Below are 20546 nucleotides of genomic sequence, written 5' to 3'. Positions count from 1 at the left end.
TTACTTTTATTTCATCCATCCGGTCTTTTCCCGCCTGCCGATTCAACACATATTCCCCATCTGCATTACAATTTAGTCAACTGTGGCATAGCACCGCCCAGTGCCAGGCCCAGGCCGGCGTACGCCACCGCCAATGACACGAGGATCCTTGCGCGGTGTTTGAACAGGAGCAGGCATGCGGATTTTGTTGACGGGCTCAAGCGGATTCATCGGGCAACACCTGCTGCAGGCGCTGCTGGCGGAAGGCCACCAGGTCGTGTGCGCCGTGCGCGCCGTCAAGCCGAGCAGCGATCCGCGCCTCAGCTACATCCATGCCGATTTCAGCAAAGACACCGATAAATCGACCTGGCTGGCACGCCTGACCGGGATCGACGCCGTGGTCAACACGGTCGGCATCTTCCGCGAAAGCGGCGCCCAGACCTTCGAGAACCTGCATACCCGGGCACCGCGCGCGCTGTTCGCCGCCTGCGCCGAATCGGACGACGTGCACATGGTGCTGCAGCTGTCGGCGCTGGGTGCCGACGACGGCGCCGAGACGCCCTACCACCTGTCGAAAAAGGCGGCCGACGACTACCTGGCCTCGCTGCCGATCCGCGCCTGCATCGTCCAGCCGTCGCTGGTGTACGGCCCCGACGGCACCAGCGCGCGCGTGTTCAAGGCGCTGGCCTCGATGCCGTTCGCGGTGCGCTTCGGCGACGCGCCGCAGCTGGTGCAGCCGATCCACGTCGACGACGTGGTGGCGGCGATCGTCTGCCTGCTGCGCCAGCGCCTGCACATCGACCAGCCGCTGTTGCCCGGTATCGTCCCCTTGCGTACCGCGCGCCGGCTGGCGCTGACCGGGCCGCAGGCGCTGCCCTTCATCGACTACCTGGCAAGCCTGCGCACGGCGATGGGCATGGGCCGCCTGCGCGTGCTGAAGCTGTCCGCCGGCAGCGGACGCCTACTGGCCCGCTGCGGGCGCTGGCTGCCGGGCGGCCTGCTCGATCCGGATGCGCTGCGCATGCTGGACCGCGGCAACACGGCCGATCCGGGCCCGACGCTGCGCCTGCTGGGGCGTCCGGCACGCAGCATCGCCTCGTTCATCGTGGAGCCGCGCGCCGAACGCGCGCGCGCCAAACTCGACTGGCTGCTGCCGCCGCTGCGCTGGGCGATCGTTGTGGTCTGGATCTTCACCGCGATCGTGTCGGGCTTCGTGTATCCGGTCGAGGACAGCCTCGCACTGCTGGCACGGACCGGCATCCCCGAATCCTTGCAAGCGCTGATGCTGTACGGCGCCTCCGCGCTGGACCTGCTGTTCGGCCTCGGCATCCTGTTGCTGAAGCGGCGCCGCTGGCTGTGGCTGGCGCAGCTGGCGCTGATCGGTTTTTATACGGTCGTGATCGGGTTGAAGCTGCCGGAATTCCTGGTGCATCCCTACGGACCGCTGACCAAGAACCTGCCGATGCTGGCGGCGATCTGGCTGTTGTATGAGTTGGACGGAAAGGAAAAGTAATGGAATACCTTGGCATCAAGTGGCTGCACATCCTGTCGTCGACGCTCCTGTTCGGCACCGGACTCGGGTCGGCCTGGTACATGTTCTTTGCCAACGTGAGCAAGGACGTGCGCGCGATCGCCGTCGTCAGCAAGTACGTGGTGATCGCCGACTGGCTGTTCACGGCCACCACCGCCGTCATCCAGCCGGCCACCGGCTTCTACATGGCGCACCTGGCCGGCTATCCGCTCACCAGCCACTGGATCATGTGGTCGGTGATCCTGTACGTGGTGGCCGGCGCCTGCTGGCTGCCGGTGGTGTGGATCCAGATCCGCCTGCGCGACCTGGCAGCCGCGGCGGCGCGCGATAATACCGCTCTGCCGCCGCAATACTGGACCTTGTTCAAAACCTGGGTGGCGCTCGGGATCCCGGCCTTCATCGCCTTCGTGTGCATCTTCTGGTTCATGGTGGCCAAGCCGGTGTGAACAACTCAATCAGATTCGAAAGGAAATCCATGTCTCGTCTCAGCTTCGGTCTTGCCGTCCTGCTGGCTTCCGGCGGCGTCTTCGCCGCCACCCCGGAATGGGTCGCACGCAGCGACGCCTACACCCAACCCGTGCTGAAGGACACCGGCAAGTACCAGCCCGAGGAATCGACCGAGCTGGGCGACGAGAGTTTCGACACCGGGGTGGCCGACTTCAAGCCGCGCGACTACGAACGCCAGCTGGCCGACACCGAAAAGCGCCTGCAGGCGCTGCGCCGCGAGCGCGCGGCGGAAAAAGACGTCAAGGTGCGGCAAGACCTCGACATCCTGATCGACTCGCGCGAAAAGCTCATCGCCAGCATGAAGCTGGAACGCCAGTACCTGCTGAACTACGTGAACGTGGGCGAACTGGTGTACGGCGGCCTGCGCGCCCTGCTCGACACCCGCAACAAGCCGGCCCGGCAGAAGCTGGCGCTGGTGCGCCTGAAGCGCTATGCGGGCACGGAAAGCGGCTACACCCCGATCGCCACGCTGGTGCGCGCCCGTACAGAGGAACGCCTGGCCAGCAAGGGCTTGATCGGGCCTTACGTCGGCGAAGTCGAGGAGGGGCTGAACAACAACGCGACCTACATGAACGGCATCGAGGAACTGCTGAAGAAGGATGGCCTCAGCGGCTGGGAAGCCGACTTCGCGGCGCTGAAGGCGCAAGTAAAAGCCTACGACGAGTGGGTGAAGAGCCGCATCCTGCCGCGCGCGCGCAAGGAAGTGCGCCTGCCGGAACCGGTCTACGTCAACCGCCTGGTGAATGTCGGCGTCGACATCACCCCGAGCCAGATGATCGAGCGCGCCAGCTTCGACTTCCAGGAAGTGCGCGACCAGATGCAGGTGGTGGCGGGCACCATCGCCGCGCAAAGGAAACTGCTGTCGCCCGATTACCGCGACGTGATGCGCGAACTGAAGAAGACCTCGATTCCCGCCGACCAGTTGCTGCCGTACTACCGCGAGCGCTTGAAGGACATCGAAGGCATCATCCGCGCCCACAACCTGGTGACGCTGCCGGCGCGCGAGGCCAACATCCGCACCGCCAGCCCGGCCGAGGCGGCGCGCACGCCGGCGCCCTTCATGAATCCGCCGCGCATGATCGGCAACACCGGAGAATACGGCGAGTTCGTGATCCCGCTGGCGAACCCGAACGCCAAGTCGAAGGAAAGGATGGACGACTTCGACTACGCCGCGGTGTCGTGGGGCGTGACCGCGCACGAGGCGCGCCCGGGCCACGAACTGCAGTTCGCGTCGATGGTGGAGCAGGGCATGTCGGTCGCGCGCGCCCGCTTCGCCTTCAACAGCGCCAACGTCGAGGGCTGGGGCCTGTATTCGGAGGCGCTGGTGCTGCCCTACATGCCGCCCGAGGGCCAGCTGGCCGCGCTGCAGATCCGCCTGCTGCGCATGGCGCGCGCGATGCTCGACCCGATGATCAACACGGGCCGCATGACGCCCGAGCAGGCCAAGGCCTTCCTGATGAAGGAAGTGGTGCTGTCGGAACCCTTCGCCCAGTCCGAGGTCGACCGCTATTCCTACCGCAGCCCGGGCCAGGCCACCGCCTATTATTATGGCTACGTCAAGCTGCGCGCCCTGAAGACGCTGGCCGAGATCGAGCTGGGCGAACGTTTTAACCTGAAGGCGTTCAATGACTTCATCATCGCCCAGGGCATCCTGCCGCCCGAGCTGATGAAGCAGGCGGTGCTGGAGGATTTCATTCCTGCGCAAAAGACGCCGAAGTGAGCCGATGAAATGAGCCGATGAGGGGCAAATATTAACCAGCGGTAAGCTGCGCCATGCCGGACGCGATCCGCGGTAAGGTTGACGCCGTGGCGGCCAGGACGGCCGCCGAGCTCACCTATTCGGAGGATACGATGCGCAAGATGATTTTGATGGCAGTTGCAGGTTTTGTGTGGAAGAAATTCATGGCCAAGCGGGCCTATAACGGTACGGTGCCGGGACGCTTCTGACGGTGTTCACGCAACCCGTTCTTCCAGCCGGGAGAACGGGTTTTTTTACGCCTTGCGAAGGCGTGCGCTCATCCCATCCACACGGAGGACAACAATGCGGGCTTATCAGATCCTACCCGGCGCCGGCATCGACGGACTGCAGAGCGTCGACTATCCCGACCGCGCACTGGGCACCGGCGAAGTGCGCATCCGCGTGCGCGCGGTGTCGCTGAACTACCGCGACCTGATGGTCGCGGGCGGGAATTACCTCGTCAACGTCGACGAGTCCATCGTTCCTTGTTCCGACGGCGCCGGCGAAGTGCTGGCCGTGGGGCCGGGCGTGAGCCGGGTGCAGGTCGGCGACCGCGTCGCCGCGTCGTTCTTCCCTTACTGGCAAGACGGCCCCGCCGCCCCGGACAAAGTGCGCCATGCGCTCGGCGGCGACATCGACGGCATGCTGGCCGAGGAAGTGATCCTGCACGAAGATGCGCTGGCCAGGATCCCGGCCGGGATGAGCTTCATCGACGCGTCCACCATGCCGTGCGCGGGCGTCACGGCGTGGAACGCCATCTTCGAATCCAGCAACAACGTCCGCCCCGGCGACACCGTGCTGCTGCTGGGCACCGGCGGCGTGTCCGTGCTCGGCCTGCAGCTGGCGAAGGCGGCGGGCCTGCAAGCCATCATCACCTCGTCCAGCGACGACAAGCTGGCGCGCGCCAAGGAACTGGGCGCCGCCCACACCATCAACTACCGCACCCATCCGGAATGGCAGGAAGAGGTGCTGCGCCTGACCGGCGGCGTCGGCGCCCACGTGGTGCTGGAAGTCGGCGGCCAGGGCACGGTCAACCGCTCGATCGCGTCCGCCGCAATGGGCGGCAGCATCGCCGTCATCGGCGGCGTCAGCGGCTTCGGCGGCGAAGTCAATCCGGCCTCGCTGCTGGCCAGCGCCAAGCGCCTGGTCGGCATCTACGTCGGCAGCCGCACCATGCTGGAAAAAGTGATGCGCTTTGCCGCCGGGACCGGGCTGCAGCCGGTGGTGGACCGGGTGTTCCCGTTCGACCAGGCGCAGGAAGCCTACCGCTACATGGAATCGGGGGCGCACTTCGGGAAGGTGGTGATTGCGGTGGGGGACTAGTTTGCGGCTCTCGGTACCGCCACAATCAGCACGTCGCTCCTGCGCAGGCAGGGGCCCAAGTTCGTCGCGTACCGTTAGCGTGTGCCGCAGACTGTTCTGAAAACTTGGGCCTTTGCCTTCGCAGGGGCGACGTTTACGCCGGCGATGTTTACAACGGCGCGTCCATTCACTTCTGTATTTTCACCAGCTCGATCTCGAACAGCTTCGGCCACAGCTTCCCGGTCACATACAACTTCTTCTGCCGGCCATCCCAGGCGATCCCGTTCAGCACCGCATCCACCGAGCTGGTACCGCGCTGTTCCGGCGGCAGCAGGCCGGCCAGGTTGATCCAGCCGACCACCTTGCCGCTGTCCGGGTCGATGCGCGCGATCACGTCGTAGCCCCAGACGTTGGCGTAGATCTCGCCGTCGACCACTTCCAGCTCGTTCAGCTGCCCGACCGGCTTGCCCTCGGCGGTCACCGGGATGCGGCGCTGCTCCTCTAGGGTTTTCGGGTCGAGTACGCGGATCTCGTTGCTGCCGTCGCTCATGTAGACGTGCTTGGCATCGCTGGCCAGGCCCCAGCCTTCGCCCTTGTAATTGAAGCGGCTCTTCAGCGCAAAGGTCTTGGCGTCGTAGACGAAGCCGACGTTCGACTGCCAGGTCAGGGTGACGATGCTGTCGCCCACCGCGGTGGAACCCTCGCCGAAGTATTCGTCCGCCAGCGCCTTCTTCTGCTGCACCTTGCCGGTCTTGAGGTCGACCTTGCGCAATGTCGACTGGCCCTTCTGGCCGGTGCTTTCGTACAGCTGGCCGTCGCGGAAGAACAGGCCCTGGGTGAAGGCGGAGGGGTCGTGCGGATAGGTGTTCTTGACCACGAAGCCGTACACGGGGATGGCGGCTTGGGCGGCGGTGGCGCCGAGCAGGGCCACGCCGAGCACGACGGATGCGAATTTTTTCAAGGCTGACTCCAGAGGCAGGCGAATTTCGGCCATATCGATAGCGGCCACATAGTATGCCAGCAACGCGCCAATGCCGAGCAGGTTGACCCGGTTTTACACCGTATGGCCGGGCGTGGCGCTGGCTTGGCGCCGTTTGCGTTAGGATTGGACTGGTTTACCAATAACGCTAGAAGGATTGCCCGATGGACAGTATCGACCTCGAAGTGCTGCACGCCTGCGACCAGTGGCTGCGCGCCGGCTACCGCTGCGAATACGTGACGGTGGTGCGTACCTGGGGCTCGAGCCCGCGTCCGGAAGGCGCGACCATGGCGATCCGTTCGGACGGCCTGGTGGTCGGCTCGGTGTCCGGTGGCTGCATCGAAGACGACCTGATCGCGGCGGTGCGCGAACACGGCATCGTGCGCACCAGCCCCGAAGTGCTCACCTACGGCATCAGCGCCGACGAGGCGCACCGCTTCGGCCTGCCTTGCGGCGGCACCATCCAGCTGGTGGTCGAGCCGCTCGGCGCGCACAGCCGCATCGACCAGTTGCTGGCGCTGGCCCAGCGCCGCGTATTGACCCGGCGCACCCTCGATCTCGCCACCGGCGCGGTCGAGCTGGACGAGGGCGCGGCCGACCAGCAGCTGCACATGGATAAGGACAAGCAGCGCCTGGTGACCCTACACGGCCCGCGCCTGCGCATGCTGATCATCGGCGCCGGCCAGCTGTCGCAATTCCTGGCCCAGATCGCGGTCGGGCTCGAATACCAGGTCACGATCTGCGACCCGCGCGAGGAATACCGCGGCAGCTGGAGCCTGCCGGGTGTGGACGTCGTGCACGAGATGCCGGACGACGTCGTGCTGGCCATGAAACTGGACAACCGCAGCGCCGTGGTCGCGCTCACCCACGACCCCAAGCTGGACGACATGGGCCTGATGGAAGCGCTCAAGACCGATGCCTTCTACGTCGGCGCGATCGGCTCGCGCGTCAACAATGCGCGGCGCCGCGAGCGCCTGCGCGAATTCGACCTGACGGACGAGCAGATCGCCAAGCTGCACGGCCCGATCGGCATTTATATCGGCAGCAAGACGCCGTACGAGATCGCGGTGTCGATCCTGGCCGAGCTGACCGCCGTCAAGAACGGCGTGCCGCTGCCGCAGCAGATGACGGTAGAAGGAGGCAAGGCGCTGGCGAACAATGTGCCGGCGAATCCGCTGGCGTTCGAGGCGAAGGCGGCTTGAGCTTTATTACGGTCGCAGCAACAGCGCGGCCAGCACCAGCATCGTCGCGCCCGTAAACACTTCGACGGCGCGCCAGACGGCTGGTCGCGCCAGCACGAAGGCACAGCGCCGCGCCAATAAACCCAGGCCGGAAAACCACAGCAGCGATGCCAGCATCGCGCCGGCCGCGAACGCAGTGCGGTGGCCCGCCGCCAGGCTGCTGCCGACCGCCCCCAGCAGCACCACCGTATCCAGGTAGACGTGCGGATTCAGCAGCGACATCGCCAGCACCAACGTGAACGCCTGGCGCGCGCTGCCGGCCCGGGCGCCGTCCTGCTGGACCGGCGCCGTGTGCGTCTCCCAGGCGCTTTTCAGGCAGCGGCAGCCGTACCACACCAGGAACAGGGCGCCGCCCCAGCGGCAGATCGCCAGCAACAGCGGCGACGCTTCGACCAGCGCGCCGAAGCCGGACATGCCGAGCCCGATCAGGGTGATGTCGATCAGCACGCAGGTGGCCACCGTCAGCAGCAGGTGGCGGCCGCGCACGCCGGTGCGGATCACGTGCGCGTTCTGGGCGCCGATCGGCATGATCAGGCTGGCACCCATCCCCAGCCCCTGCAGGAATACCTGTTGCGAAAACATCGTCACTTCCTCGGTCAGAAAGCCGACATGATCGCCGCACCGGCACCATCTCATCAATTATATTAATGAAATCTAATGTCGATTAAGCCGGGCTAATCCATGAACATCGATCCGCGCCGCAGTGAAGCCTTCCTGGCCGCCATCGACGGCGGCAGCCTGGAAGCCGCGGCCAGCCAACTCAAGATCACGCCGTCGGCGGTGTCGCAGCGGATTACGGCGCTGGAGCAGGACATGGGCACGCCGCTGCTGGTGCGCTCGCGGCCCTGCCGTCCGACGGCGCCTGGCATGCGCCTGCTGCAATTCCTGCGCCGGCGCGCGCTGCTGGAAGCGGAATTCCTGGCCGAACAGGCCGACGAGACGGGTCCGGTGCGGATCACGCTGGCCGTCAACAACGACACGCTGGCGACCTGGCTGCTGCCGGCGCTGGCGCCGCTGCTGATCGCCGAAGGTTTATTGGTCGAATTCGTGCTCGACAACCAGGGCCACACCTTCGCTTTGCTGGAGCAGGGGCTGGCGCTGGCCTGCGTGTCGGGCGAGACGGCGCCAATGCGCGGCTGCACGGTCACGCCACTGGGCACGATGCGCTACCGGATGGTGGCGTCGCCCGGCTTTGCGGCGCGCTGGTTCCCGGACGGCATCCGGCGCGATGCCGCCCGGCGCGCGCCGGTGATGGTGTTCGACCGCAAGGACACGCTGCAGAGCGCCTTCCTGCTCCAGCACTTCGGGCTGCCCGAGGGCGCGTATCCTTTTTATTATGTGCCGGCCAGCGATCCATACGTGCAATCGATCCGCTTCGGTCTCGGCTATGGCCTGCTGCCGCTCGAGCAGTGCGCGGCGATGCTGGACGCCGGCCAGCTGGTCGACCTGACCCCGGATCTATATGTCGACGTGCCCCTGTTCTGGCATGCCTGGCGCATTCAGCCGCCGCGGCTGGAGCGCATGGGGGCGGCGCTTGTGAAAGCGGCGCGCGCGGTGCTGCTGCCGCTGCCATCGGCATGAGCGCGGGCGAGCGGCAGCCACTGGACCACGCCCCAGGCCAGTTCCGGCACCACGAACAGCCACAATAAGGGCGCGCCGGTGGCGGCCAGCGTCCATGCCATCCAGGCCGAAAACAGCCAGCGTGTCACGCCGTCGTAACGTCCGAGGCGCACACTGGGCGTGGCCAGCCGCAGCGCCGACCAGACCAGCACCACGCTGCCCATCAGGCAGGCGAACAGGATGTGGAAGGGGCCGAAGGCCGGCAGGCCGCCGCCGCCGAGCAGGCGGTCGAGGGCAGACAGCTGTCCGTGCACCCAGCCAAACGTCCAGGGCGTAGCGAAGGGGGCGGTAAGCAGCAGGTCGTACAGGGCACTGGCGCGCACGATGCGCAAATAGGCGGGGGTCGACAGTCGCATGCGGGTTTCCTCCAAAGATGGTCGATCCATGTTCAAGCGTGGAGTACACTCCAGGGTCAAGTCCAATCCACATCATCGGATCATGCAGATCGGAGAACTGGCGTGCGCCACCGGCTTGAGCCGGGATACCCTGCGCTTCTACGAAAAACGCGGCCTGCTGCGATCGCGCCGCCTGGCCAACGGCTACCGCGACTATCCCCTGGAAGCGGTGCAGTGGCTGTGCTACCTGCGCAGCGCCCAGGCGCTGGGTTTTACCCTGGCCGAGATCGAGGCCGGCATGCCGCTCCTGGACACCGGCGCCGCACCCGATACCGCTGCGCCGGCGCTGCACGCGGCCCTGGTGCGCAAGCTGGCCGACATCGACGCCCGCATCGCCGATCTGGCGGTCCTGCGCGGCCAGCTGGCGCGCGAACTCGAACGGCCGGGCGCCGGCTGTCCGCTGGCTGCGCAGCTCGAGACCATCGCGTGAGGACACCATGATGTGGCGTATCGAATTCTCGTCGGCGAAATTCCTCCCCACCTTGCCGGTCGCGTGCCAGAGCAATCCCGGCGTGTACGGCTTCGAGCTGGCCCTGTGGCTGGCGCAGGCGCTGGGACGGCGCGGCATCGCGACCAGCTACCCGGCACCCGAGGACTGGGGCTGGCTGATCGAATACGCGCTGCCGGAGGAGCGCAGCTTCATGATCGGCTGCGCCAGCATGTGCGGCCCGCACCAGGGCTATGACGGCCAGGCGCTCGACTGGTCGATCGTCGTCGAGGAGCACCGCAGCCTGCAGCAGCGCATCCGCAACCTGTCGAGCCGGAGCGAGCTGGACGCCCTGGGCGCGCACATCGTCGGCATTCTCGAGGAAGAGCGGATTCCGCCCGCACGGGTGGGTGTGTAAACGCACCGTTGCCGCCCAATCCGCCTGCTAAGGTAGGAATTTGTTACAAGAAAATGTCTGCCGCTGACAGGGCAGCCGCGTTAACCACGCAGGCGCCCCCTGCTGGCGCGACATACAACGACCGATGGAGAAACCATGAAACGCCTGTTCGCTGCCGCCGCCGTGCTGGCAATGTGCTCCCATGCCGCATTTGCCGGCGAGCTGACCCTGTTTGCCGACAGCGACTTCCGCGGCGCCCGCGTGACCGTCCAGCGCGACATGCCCGACCTGAACCGGGTCGGCATGAACGACCGCGTGTCGAGCATGATCGTGCAATCCGGGGTCTGGCTGGTGTGCGAACACGCCGGCTTCGGCGGCTATTGCGCCGAATTCGGTCCCGGCGAATACCGCGGCCTGCCACGCTTCAACGACAGCATCTCCTCGGTGCGCGAAGTGACGCGCGGCGGACCCGGTCGCGACCGCGGCGATTACCGCGATGGCGGCTATCGTGACGACGGTTACCGTGACGGCGGCTACCGTGACGGCGGCTGGCGCGGTGAGCGTGACGACCGCCGTGGCGGCGACTGGCGCGGTGACGACCGCCGCGGTGACGACCGCCGCGGTGACGACCGCCGCGGTGACGACCGCCGTGGCGGTGGCGACGTCATCCTGTTCACCGACGCGAATTTCGGCGGCGCCGAAGTGGCCCTGGCCGGCAACATGCGCGCGCTGAACGACGTCGGCTTCAACGACCGCGCCAGCTCGATGATCATCCGCGAAGGCCGCTGGGAACTGTGCGAAGACAGCGACTTCCGCGGTTTCTGCGCCGTCTACGGTCCGGGACGCTATCCCGGCCTGGACCGGATGAACGACCGCGTCTCGTCGATCCGCCGCGTGCGCTGAGCTTTACATTCGGGGTCAGAGCACAATGCAAATGCGACCTGATTTTGCTCTGACCCCGAATTGGCAGCGTCCCGGATCAGCCCAGCAGCGCCACGCCTTTGATCTGCACCCACAGCTCGCGCCCGGGCACGATATCAAGTTCGCGGCGCGAGCGTTCCGTGATGCGCGCCAGCAGCGGGCTCGAGCCCATGCGCAGCTGCACCAGCACGTGACCCGGGGTGTCGGTGGCGGCGCAGGCCGTCACCCGCGCCGGCAGCAGGTTGACGATGCTGGTGCCGCCAGGGCGCTGCAGCGCCAGGCTGACGTCGCGCGCGTGGATGCGGCAGCGCAGGTGGGTGCCGATGGCTTCCCTGCGCTGTCCGACGTACAGCACGCCGCCGTCGAAGCGCAGGCGCGACAGCGCATCCGCTTCATGCCCCTCCAGCACCGTATCGAGCACCACGCCGGCATCGTCGGCGAAGCTGGGCGGCAGGTCGGCGCGCGCCAGCGTCTCGCTCAGGGGGCCGCTGGCCACCACGCGGCCGCCATCCAGCAGCACCAGGTGGTCGGCCAGGCGCGCTACCTCGTCCGGCGCGTGGCTGACGTAGATGATCGGGATCGACAGCGCATCGTGCATGCGCTCCAGATACGGCAGGATCTCCTGCCTGCGGCGCAGGTCGAGCGCGGCCAGCGGTTCGTCCATCAGCAGCAGGCGCGGCGAGGCGAGCAGAGCGCGCGCGATCGCCACCCGCTGGCGTTCGCCGCCCGACAACCGGTCCGGCCGGCGTTCCAGCAATTCCCAGATGCCGAGCAGGCGCGCCACCTCGTCGGGTTCGAAGCGGCGTTCGCTGCGCGGCACCCGTTTCATGCCGAATTCGAGGTTGGCGCGCACGCTCAGGTGCGCAAACAGGCTGGCTTCCTGGAACACGTAACCGAGCGACCTGCGGTGGGTCGGCACGAAGATGCGCCGCGCTTCGTCCTGCCACACGGCGCCGCCGACGGCCACGTAGCCATCGTTCACATGTTCCAGCCCGGCGATCGCGCGCAGGCAGGTGGTCTTGCCGGACCCTGACGGCCCGAACAGCGCCGTGATGCCGCGCCCGGGCAGAGTCAAGTCGACGTCGAGCCGGAACGCGCCGCGGTCGATGTGCAGGCGCACCTGGATGTCGTCCATCAGCGCCGTCCCTTCACCACCTGCGGGTTCACCGTGTACAGCACCAGCAGCACCAGGAAACTGAATACCAGCATGGCGCCGGACAGCCAGTGCGCCTGCGCATACTCGAGCGCCTCGACGTGGTCATAGATCTGCACCGACACCACCCGCGTCTTGTCCGGAATATTCCCGCCGATCATCAGCACAACACCGAACTCGCCGACCGTATGCGCAAAGCCGAGCACCGCCGCCGACAGGAAGCCGGGCCGGGCCAGCGGCACCGCCACCGTCCAGAAGGTGTCCCACGGGCTGGCACGCAGCGTCGCCGCGACTTCCAGCGGGCGCTCGCCGATGGCTTCGAAGGCATTCTGCAGCGGCTGCACCACAAAGGGCATCGAATACAGCACCGAGGCCAGCACCAGCCCGGCGAACGTAAAAGGCAGCAAGCCCAGGCCGAGCGCAGACGTCAGCCGGCCGATCCAGCCGTTCGGCCCCAGCGCCAGCAATAAATAAAAGCCGATGACGGTCGGCGGCAGCACCAGCGGCAAGGCCACCACGGCCGCCACGGCGTGTTTCAGGCGCGAGCGCGTGCGCGCCAGCCACCAGGCGACCGGCGTACCGATCGCCAGCAGCAGCAGCGTGACGACAGTGGCCAGCTTGAGGGTCAGCCGGATGGCTGCGAGGTCGGCGTCATCCATCCCGCTTACGGCGCGACGCTTATAACTCGTAGCCGAAGGCGCGGATGATGCCTTTGGCCTTGTCGGACTTCAGGTAAGCCATCAGCGCCTTGGCCGCCGGATTGGCGGCGCCCTTGGTGAGAATCACGGCATCCTGGCGGATCGGGCTGTGCATCGAATCCGGGACGATCCAGCCCGAGCCCGCGCTGAACTTGCCGTCGCGCGCCACCTGCGACAGCGCCACGAAGCCGAGTTCGGCGTTGCCGGTGCTGACGAACTGGTGCGCCTGCGCGATGTTTTCACCCTGCACGATCTTCGGTTGCAGCGTTGCCATCAAATTCAGTTTGGTCAGCGTCTCGACCGCCGCGGCGCCATACGGTGCCGCTTTCGGATTCGCGATCGACAGGTGCTTGAAGGTGCCGCTCTGCAGCACCTTGCCCTGGCCATCGACGTAATGCTCCTTGGCCGACCACAGCACCAGGCGACCGGTGGCATACGTAAAACGCGAGCCCGCCACGGTCTGCTTGTCCCGTTCCAGCCGGGCCGGCGTCTCGTCATCGGCGGCGAGCAGGATCTCGAACGGGGCACCGTTATGGATCTGCGCATAAAACTTGCCGGTGGCGCCGAAGGCCAGCACCGCCTTGTTGCCGGTGTCCTGCTCGAAGGCGGCGGCGATCTGTTGCATCGGTGCCGTGAAATTGGCGGCGACCGCCACCTGCACTTCGCCGGCGTGGGCCTGGGTGCCGGCGGCGAGGACGAGCGTGGCCAGCAGGCCGGCGATGCGTTGCATGCGAGTTTCTCCGTGAAGGTCGTTATGTACTGGAGTATATAACGAACGCTTGCATAGCGGAATCTGCTATCGTGCTGCGGCACGGAGGAGAAACGATGGACGAACCAATCACACTGCAGGGCAGCGTCTGGATGACGATCGGCGGCCAGAACTTCGGCGGCCCGGGCCGGGTCGACCTGCTGGCCAAGATCGCCGAGACCGGCTCGATCAGCCAGGCCGCCAAGGCCATCAAGATGAGCTACAAGGCAGCCTGGGACGCCATCGACGCGATGAACAACCTGGCCGGCGAAGCCCTGGTCGAGCGCCTGACCGGCGGCAAGGGCGGCGGCGGTACCCGCTTGACGGCCCGCGGCGAGCAACTGGTGAAAAACTTCCGATTGCTCGAACAAGTGCACCGCGATTTTGTCGAACAACTCAACCGGCAGGCGGCGGGCGTCGCCGACGATTTCAATCTGATCAGCAGGCTGAACATGAAAACCAGCGTACGCAACCAGTTCTTCGGTACCGTCTCGCGCGTCCTGGCCGGGGCGGTCAACGACGAGATCGAACTCGACATCGCCGGCGGCCAGCGCCTGGTCGCCATCGTCACCCGCGAAAGCACCGAAAGCCTGGGCCTGCAACCGGGCCGCCAGGCATTTGCCCTGATTAAAAGCGCATCCGTGATCCTGGCGACGCAGACCGAAGGCGCCCGCTTTTCGGCACGTAACCAGTTGCGGGGAACAATTTCCCGTCTCACGCCGGGCGCGGTCAACACCGAAGTCGTGCTCGACTTGCCCGGCGGCGGCACGGTGGCGGCCGTCATCACCAACGACAGCGCGCAGATGCTGGAACTGGCCGAAGGCAAGGAAGCCACTGCCATGTTCAAGGCGTCCAGCGTGATCATCGGCGTGCCTGGGTAAGAGCGCCTAACAAAACCTTCAGGGCTAGGCGCATCGTCGAAGACAGTACGAATGTACGGCGAGACGATGCAACGCCGCCATGGAGGTTTTGTTAGGTGCTCTAAGTTCCTGCGTCATTCGACCAGGTGCAGAATCGGCGCGTGGTCGAACAAGCCTTCTCCCTTCCAGCGCGGTGCCGTCGACGGATCGTTCGCCGCCACCGCCTTCCCGGCGTAATCGGGTCCGAGGTTGCGGATCATACGCGGAAAGGCGCGGCAATAGCTCGACTGCACACCGGCCAGGCGCGCCAGGTCGCTGTATTCGATGACCGAATCCAAAGGCAACGCATCCAGCACCATCAGCACCCGTTCGTGCCAGTCGTCGGACCAGGCCGGCAACGACAGGCGGACGTCGCGGATGGGGTCGCCGGGGCGCAGCGTGCCGCCGCTGAGCACGCGCGCCAGCATGCCGCGCCGATCATTCAGCAGGCGTGACAGACCGGGGCGGAAGGCATCCAGCTTGCCGCAGGCTTCGCATTGGAACATCAGCCTGAGCAGGACGTCATTGCCGACCTGCAGTACCATGCCCGATTCGAGCGCTGAGGTATCGATATCGACCAACAGATTCTCGCGCAAGGCGTGCGGCGGCAAAGCCAGGTCGCGGTAGACGCCGGCATCGGCCAGCAGCAGCTGGCGCGGCGAATAACGGTCGGCATGGGCGTCGCCGAGCAGGCCGCGCTCCGCGACCGCATCGGCGCACTCGACCTGGCGCGGCAGAGAATGGCGGGTGGTACGTAGGGTCAATGCTTGAAGGGTTCCGATCTGCATACGGTCCAGATTAGCAAACCTTCGGCCGGCGTGACGATTCGATAAGCATGGCAGCCGGAAGCGCCGCATAATCCCATCAGCTGGCTGATCGATGGGGAAATGGCGATGGAGAATTTTTTACCGGACGAATGCGATATCGTGATGGAAGGCGGCGTGACCTCGGGTGTCGTGTATCCCACCTTCGTGGCCCGGCTGGCGAAAAAATTTACCCTGCGCTCGATCGGTGGCGCCAGCGTCGGCGCGATCGCCGCCATTGCCGCGGCCGCTGCCCAGTACAAGCGCAACCGCGTGCGCCAAGCCGGCACCGGCAGTGATGATGGCTTCTATAAAATCGCCCTGCTGCCGCGGCGCCTGCGCGAATCGGTGGGTAACACCACACGCCTGCTGTCGCTGTTCCAGCCCAGTGCGGCGATGGCACCGCATTTCCGCGTCATCGTCGTCGGTCTGAATGCCGGTATCAAACCGAAAGTAATCGCGCGCGTCGCCCTGGCGCTGCTGTGGAATTTTCCGCTGGGCGCGCTGTGCGGCGCCGCCCTGTGGATGCTCGGCTATCTCGTCAGCAGTGGCTTGCTGGGTGGACATTGGCGTACCGGCGCCGCGTACTGGCTGGCCAGCGGCCTGTGGTTCGGGTTGTCGATGCTGGTCAGCGCCCTGGTCTTCGCGGCGCTGCAATTCGTGCTGGGTGCCTGGCGCGGCCTGCGCCACAATCGCTGCGGCATTTGTTCCGGCCTGCGCACCCAGCCCGGCAATCCGCCGGCACTCACCGAATGGCTGCACGCGCTGGTGCAGGACATCGCCGGCCTGCCCGCGGACCAGCCGCTGACCTTCGGCCATCTGCGCCAATCGACGCCGCCGATCGAACTGGCCCTGATGAGCACCGGCCTGAGCGAACTGCGCGCCCACCGCCTGCCGCATGCGAGCGCCGACCTGGTGTTCCGTGCGTCCGAACTGGCGCATCTGTTCCCACCGGACATTATCGAGTGGATGAAACAGGCATCGCAGCATACCCATCATCGCCAGCAGACCCTGGATCTGCTGCAAGGCTTGAACGACCAGGGCGGCGACTATTACTTCATGCCCGATGCCGACGCCTTGCCGGTGGTGGTCGCCGCCCGCATGAGCCTGAGCTTTCCGGTGCTGCTGCAAGCCGTGCCCTTGTACCGTATCCGCACCCTGCCGGTGGCCGGCAGCAAGGTCGAACTGCTGCGTGTCTGGTTTTCCGATGGCGGTTTAACGAGCAATTTCCCGATCCACTTTTTCGATGCGATCCTGCCGACCCGTCCGACCTTCGGCGTGATCCTGCGCGACGATTTGCACGAGGACCCGCATCAGGACCCCTCCGCATCGCCCGGGCCGGTGCTACGCGTTACCTTGCCGTCCAATAACAACCAGGGCGCAACCCCGGCCTATGTGGCGGTCGACGACGCCGCCCAGTTGCCGTCGCTGGCGCGCTTTGCCACCGCCATCCTGCAGACCATCCGCACCTGGCGCGACGAAGCGTTGACGCGTACGCCGGGCTACCGCGACCGCGTGGTCCTGATCCGCCACAAGAAATCGGAAGGCGGCTTGAACCTGAACATGGACCGCAAGGCAATCGGCCTGATGAGCCGCAGCGGCAGCCTGGCTGCGCGTGCCATCATCGGCCGCTTCCTCGACCCTGTCGCCTCGGAGAACGGCTGGCTGAACCACCGCTGGGTACGCATGCGCAGCACGGCGGCGGTCCTGCAGGACACCCTGGCGCCGCTTGCCGATGCCTGGCACGACACCCGGCTGGCGCCGTCGTACGCGGCAATGTGGCAGGCCCAGGGCGACGCCGCGCTGCCGGCCTACCGGCTCAGCCGGGAAAGCCGGGTGGCCGGCGACATCCTGTGGCAGGGCATACTGGCGATTCCGGAACAGATGCGGCATGCGGATCTGTCGGCACATGCGCCGCGGCCGCAGCCGGAACTGGTGATATCGCCGAAACAGACCTGAGCGCCGGCAAACTTGTCCTCAGCTTATCCTGTGCTTATCCCTGGCTTTCCCCATTCTTATACAGGGCTTGTGCACGCCTTGTACCCCCACTTATCCAGCGGCTTTTCCACAACTTGCCCAGAGACTTTTCCACGATTTTTACGGGCTTATCCTGCTCTTGTGCGCAAGTTATCCCAAGACTTATCCACTTTTGATTGTTGTTGCGCTGCCCATGCCGGCATAGCTGGTTTTGCCGCTAATCAATAGCTTATAGGCACTTGCGCGTGACAATGCCTGCTTGTCACCGCCGCGATCGCATCGATCGATCGATCGCTTCACTTGTTGATGATGTCAGCGCTCACAGGAGCAGCAAGTGCCGGAACTCTTCCCACGCTTTACCCAGGACACGCGCCTGCTGCGCCTGTCCACCCCGCTCGGCCCCGAGCGCCTGCTGGCCGAATCGGTGCGCGGCGAGGAAAGCCTGGACCGCCCTTATCGCTTGCAGGTCTCGGCCTTGTCGCTGGATGCCGCGATCCCGCTCAAATCGCTGCTGGGCCAGCCTGTCCTGCTGGAAGTACTGACGGCCATGCCCGGGATGCCGCGGCGTCCCTTCCACGGCCACATCACCTCCGCACAACTGATCGGCGCGAATGGCGGCTTCGCCCGCTATAGCCTGACGATCGAACCCTGGTTTGCCTTCCTGGCGCTCGGCCGCGACAGCCGCATCTTCCAGGACAAGACCGTATTCGAGATCCTCGATGCCGTGTTCCAGGCCTGGCCGGATCCGGGGACCCTGGTGCCCGCCTGGCGCTACGACATCGCCGACCGTGACACTTATCCGGTGCGGTCGCTGACCTGCCAGTACCAGGAATCGAACCTGGCCTTCGTCCGGCGCCTGATGCACGAAGCCGGCCTGTTTTATTACATCGAGCACAGCGCCGCCCCCGACAGCGAGCGACTCGGCAGCCACACCCTCGTCATCGCCAACCACAACGGCAGTTTCCAGGCGAATCCGCAAGCCGAGGTCCGCTTCACGCAAGCAGGCGCGGTGATGCGCGAGGACAGCGTCGACCGCTGGCATACGCTGTCGCGTCCGGTCCCGGCCACGATCGACATCCAGAGCTGGGACTACCGCAGCCTTGGATCGCGCCGGGTCAGCGCGGGCAGCGGCGACAATACGCTGTTCCCACCCAGCACAGACACGCCGGGAAGCTATGCCTACCCGACGCGCGCCCAGGGTCAGCGCATCGCCGACAACCAATTGCAAGCGCTACAAGTCAGCAGGGAAATCCACAGCGGTGCCGGTACCGTGCGCACCTTTATGCCGGGCACGACGTTCACCCTGTCCGGCCATGCGCGCCTCGACGCCGCCGCAGGCCAGGACGCGGCCCGCTTCACGCTGCTGCGTGTCTGGCACCTGGCCCACAACAACCTGGCGGCCGACTTGCGCGCCGCGGTGACACAGGCGCTCGGCAGCAGTCCCTTCAGTGATGAGGAAGTGCTGGCCACGGACACGGCGCCCGGCGAACGCCCGCTGTACCGCAACCGCTTCGAGGCGATCCGCAGCACGGTCCCTTACCGCAGCAGCGGCATCGACGGCCACGGCGTGCGGCTGCACCCGCGTCCCACAATCAGCGGGCAGCAGACCGCGATCGTGGTCGGCCCGCCCGGCGCCGTCATCCACACCGACCGCGATCACCGCATCAAGGTGCAATTCCACTGGCAACGCAATGCCGGCGATGGCCACCTCAGCCACAGCCGCCTGGACCATCCGGCCCCCGCTGGCCAGACCGGCGCACCGGCCGACGACCGCGCCGGCACCTGGATCCGCATCGCCACGCCACTGGCGCCGATCGCCGGCGCCAACTGGGGCGCCGTCGCCGTGCCGCGCGTCGGCAGCGAAGTGCTGGTCGACTTCATCGACGGCGACATCGACCGCCCGGTCGTCATCGGCAGCCTGTACAACGGCAAAGGCCAGCCCGACGCCCAGCACAACAGCGTCGCCCACGGCGCCGGCAATGCAAGCGGCAACGCCCCGGCCTGGTTCCCCGGCGAGCACGGTGGCCACGCCCATGCAGCAGTCCTGTCCGGCATCAAGAGCCAGGCGCTGAGCAGCAGCCAGGACGGCAGCGGCGCCTACCAGCAACTGGTCTTCGACGACAGTCCCGGCCAGGCAAGAGTCGCCCTGCAAAGCCATGCCGGCACCCACCAGGGCACAGCCGAGCTCAACCTGGGCAGCCTGCGCCATCAAACCGACAACCAGCGCCTGTCATCCACCGGCTTTGGCGCCGAACTCAAGACGGCACACGCGGCCGCGCTGCGCGCCGGTCAGGGGTTGTTGCTGTCGACCGACGGTTCCAGTGGCAACCAGCTTGATGTGCGTGCCGCCGTGGCTGTGATCGAACAAAGCCATGCGCTGCAAGTGTCGATGGCGACGACGGCGCGCGCGCACAAGGCCGTACTGCCCGCCGAGCCTGCGCCGGAAGAACTGCCTGCCGTGAGCGCTTTACGGCATGGCATCGAGGTGCTGGAAAGCACCGGGGAACGGCAGGTAACCGCCTTCAGCGAACCGCAGCTGCAATTGTCTAGCTCCGCCGGCATCGTCGCCTGCACCCCGGCGGATGCCGTGATCGCTGCCGGTCATACCAGCAGCGTGACGGCGGGCCAGGATGTGAATTTCGTTGCGCAGGGGTGTAGTGCGTATGCGGTGAAGGATGGGATCAGCTTGTTCACTTATGGCAAGGCGAGTGCGAAGGACAAGCCGAATCAGGAGACCGGGATCCGGCTGCATGCGGCGAGCGGGAAGGTGAGCAGTCAAAGCCAGTCGGATGCGACGCGTCTGACGGCGGACAAAAGCGTCACGGTGGCCAGCGTGAGCGAGAGCGTGACGGTGACGGCCAAGACCCACGTGCTGCTGACGGCGCAGGGGGCGTACCTGAAGCTCGAGGGTGGGGACATCATGCTGCATGCGCCGGGGAAGCTGGCGTTTAAGGCGAGCATGAAGGAGTTGGCTGGGCCAAAGGATGGCAGTGTAACGCCGCCAGTCATGCCCGCTGCCAGGGACATCTATAACGAAGCCTTCGTCGTTCTGGACGAGGATACCAAACAACCCATGGCCCACGTTCGCTACCGGCTGGAATCGGCAAGCGGCGTGCAGGTCGAAGGCATCACCGATGCGCAAGGCCGGACCCAGCGCATTTTCACGTCGAAGAGCGAAGTGCTGACGCTGCACCTGGCCAAAGACGAATGAAGCCGACGCCTGTTTTACCT

20 protein-coding genes are annotated in these 20546 nt (G+C 66.1%); 13 read left to right on the top strand and 7 right to left on the bottom strand.

All coding sequences use genetic code 11. From position 1 onward, the window contains the following. Positions 1-175: 175 nt before the first annotated feature. The 5 genes from U1H99_RS14530 (at position 176) to U1H99_RS14510 (ending at position 5078) form a co-directional block, all read left to right on the top strand. Positions 176-1492, top strand: coding sequence for an SDR family oxidoreductase (locus U1H99_RS14530; protein WP_323142439.1), 1317 nt, complete (start codon positions 176-178; stop codon positions 1490-1492). Then, the gene (locus U1H99_RS14525) at positions 1492-1956 is read left to right on the top strand and encodes a DUF2269 family protein (protein WP_323142438.1); all 465 of its coding nucleotides are present in this window, start codon (positions 1492-1494) and stop codon (positions 1954-1956) included. The genes U1H99_RS14530 and U1H99_RS14525 overlap by 1 nt, the downstream gene beginning before the upstream one ends. A gap of 29 nt (positions 1957-1985) precedes the next feature. Further along, positions 1986-3737 (top strand): DUF885 domain-containing protein, encoded by a 1752-nt coding sequence (locus U1H99_RS14520; RefSeq protein WP_323142437.1) that lies wholly within the window; start codon positions 1986-1988, stop codon positions 3735-3737. A 53-nt stretch (positions 3738-3790) separates the two neighbouring features. Further along, positions 3791-3964, top strand: coding sequence for a hypothetical protein (locus tag U1H99_RS14515; protein ID WP_323142436.1), 174 nt, complete (start codon positions 3791-3793; stop codon positions 3962-3964). A gap of 94 nt (positions 3965-4058) precedes the next feature. After that, positions 4059-5078, top strand: coding sequence for a zinc-dependent alcohol dehydrogenase family protein (locus tag U1H99_RS14510; RefSeq protein ID WP_323142435.1), 1020 nt, complete (start codon positions 4059-4061; stop codon positions 5076-5078). A gap of 166 nt (positions 5079-5244) precedes the next feature. Here U1H99_RS14510 and U1H99_RS14505 read toward each other — a convergent pair whose 3' ends face one another. Further along, positions 5245-6018, bottom strand: coding sequence for a glutaminyl-peptide cyclotransferase (locus tag U1H99_RS14505; protein ID WP_323142434.1), 774 nt, complete (start codon positions 6016-6018; stop codon positions 5245-5247). Between the two features lie 182 nt (positions 6019-6200). Between U1H99_RS14505 and U1H99_RS14500 the strand changes: the two genes are divergently transcribed. After that, positions 6201-7238 carry an XdhC family protein gene (locus U1H99_RS14500; RefSeq protein WP_323142433.1) on the top strand — a complete coding sequence of 346 codons (1038 nt, stop codon included), beginning with the start codon at positions 6201-6203 and terminating at the stop codon, positions 7236-7238. 6 nt (positions 7239-7244) lie between these two features. Here the strand turns inward: U1H99_RS14500 and U1H99_RS14495 are convergent, their stop codons facing one another. After that, positions 7245-7859, bottom strand: a complete 615-nt coding sequence (locus tag U1H99_RS14495) for a LysE/ArgO family amino acid transporter (RefSeq protein WP_323142432.1) — start codon at positions 7857-7859, stop codon at positions 7245-7247. Between the two features lie 99 nt (positions 7860-7958). Here U1H99_RS14495 and U1H99_RS14490 point away from each other — a divergent pair, with 99 nt between their 5' ends. Then, entirely contained in the window at positions 7959-8858 is a 900-nt protein-coding gene (locus tag U1H99_RS14490) for a LysR family transcriptional regulator ArgP (RefSeq protein ID WP_323142431.1), read from the top strand. On the opposite strand, the gene U1H99_RS14485 is transcribed toward U1H99_RS14490, so the two are convergent. Then, complete coding sequence (locus U1H99_RS14485) at positions 8777-9253, bottom strand: hypothetical protein (protein ID WP_323142430.1); 477 nt, start codon at positions 9251-9253, stop codon at positions 8777-8779. The genes U1H99_RS14490 and U1H99_RS14485 overlap by 82 nt on opposite strands. Before the next feature lie 82 nt (positions 9254-9335). Here U1H99_RS14485 and U1H99_RS14480 point away from each other — a divergent pair, with 82 nt between their 5' ends. From U1H99_RS14480 to U1H99_RS14470, 3 genes are all read left to right on the top strand, one after another. Next, entirely contained in the window at positions 9336-9722 is a 387-nt protein-coding gene (locus tag U1H99_RS14480; RefSeq protein WP_323142429.1) for a MerR family transcriptional regulator, read from the top strand. A 7-nt stretch (positions 9723-9729) separates the two neighbouring features. Then, a complete protein-coding gene (locus U1H99_RS14475) occupies positions 9730-10137 on the top strand; it encodes a hypothetical protein (RefSeq protein WP_323142428.1) in 408 nt (135 codons plus the stop codon). Positions 10138-10272: 135 nt separating this feature from the next. After that, on the top strand, positions 10273-11019 hold the full coding sequence (locus tag U1H99_RS14470) for a beta/gamma crystallin-related protein (RefSeq protein ID WP_323142427.1): 747 nt from the start codon (positions 10273-10275) through the stop codon (positions 11017-11019). 76 nt (positions 11020-11095) lie between these two features. On the opposite strand, the gene modC is transcribed toward U1H99_RS14470, so the two are convergent. The 3 genes from modC to modA are packed head-to-tail and all read right to left on the bottom strand — an operon-like array spanning position 11096 to position 13618. Further along, entirely contained in the window at positions 11096-12172 is a 1077-nt protein-coding gene (gene modC, locus U1H99_RS14465; RefSeq protein ID WP_323142426.1) for a molybdenum ABC transporter ATP-binding protein, read from the bottom strand. Beyond that, the gene (gene modB / locus U1H99_RS14460; protein WP_323142425.1) at positions 12172-12849 is read right to left on the bottom strand and encodes a molybdate ABC transporter permease subunit; all 678 of its coding nucleotides are present in this window, start codon (positions 12847-12849) and stop codon (positions 12172-12174) included. Before modB ends, modC begins: the two co-directional genes overlap by 1 nt. Positions 12850-12868: 19 nt before the next feature. Next, positions 12869-13618: a molybdate ABC transporter substrate-binding protein gene (gene modA, locus U1H99_RS14455; protein WP_323142424.1), complete on the bottom strand. Its 750-nt coding sequence runs from the start codon at positions 13616-13618 to the stop codon at positions 12869-12871. 95 nt (positions 13619-13713) lie between these two features. On the opposite strand from modA, the gene U1H99_RS14450 reads away from it, so the two are divergent. Next, complete coding sequence (locus U1H99_RS14450) at positions 13714-14517, top strand: TOBE domain-containing protein (protein ID WP_323142423.1); 804 nt, start codon at positions 13714-13716, stop codon at positions 14515-14517. A gap of 113 nt (positions 14518-14630) precedes the next feature. Here U1H99_RS14450 and U1H99_RS14445 read toward each other — a convergent pair whose 3' ends face one another. Next, on the bottom strand, positions 14631-15299 hold the full coding sequence (locus U1H99_RS14445; protein WP_323142422.1) for an MOSC domain-containing protein: 669 nt from the start codon (positions 15297-15299) through the stop codon (positions 14631-14633). Between the two features lie 129 nt (positions 15300-15428). On the opposite strand from U1H99_RS14445, the gene U1H99_RS14440 reads away from it, so the two are divergent. Next, positions 15429-17297, top strand: a complete 1869-nt coding sequence (locus U1H99_RS14440; protein ID WP_323142421.1) for a hypothetical protein — start codon at positions 15429-15431, stop codon at positions 17295-17297. Between the two features lie 352 nt (positions 17298-17649). Further along, positions 17650-20526 carry a type VI secretion system Vgr family protein gene (locus tag U1H99_RS14435; RefSeq protein ID WP_323142420.1) on the top strand — a complete coding sequence of 959 codons (2877 nt, stop codon included), beginning with the start codon at positions 17650-17652 and terminating at the stop codon, positions 20524-20526. Positions 20527-20546 lie beyond the last annotated feature (20 nt).

Origin of the sequence: Massilia phyllosphaerae, from assembly GCF_034659755.1 — a bacterium.
Classification (GTDB): domain Bacteria; phylum Pseudomonadota; class Gammaproteobacteria; order Burkholderiales; family Burkholderiaceae_D; genus Telluria; species Telluria phyllosphaerae.
Note: the sequence above shows the minus strand (reverse complement) of the source record. Positions and strands in the feature narration are given on the sequence as shown.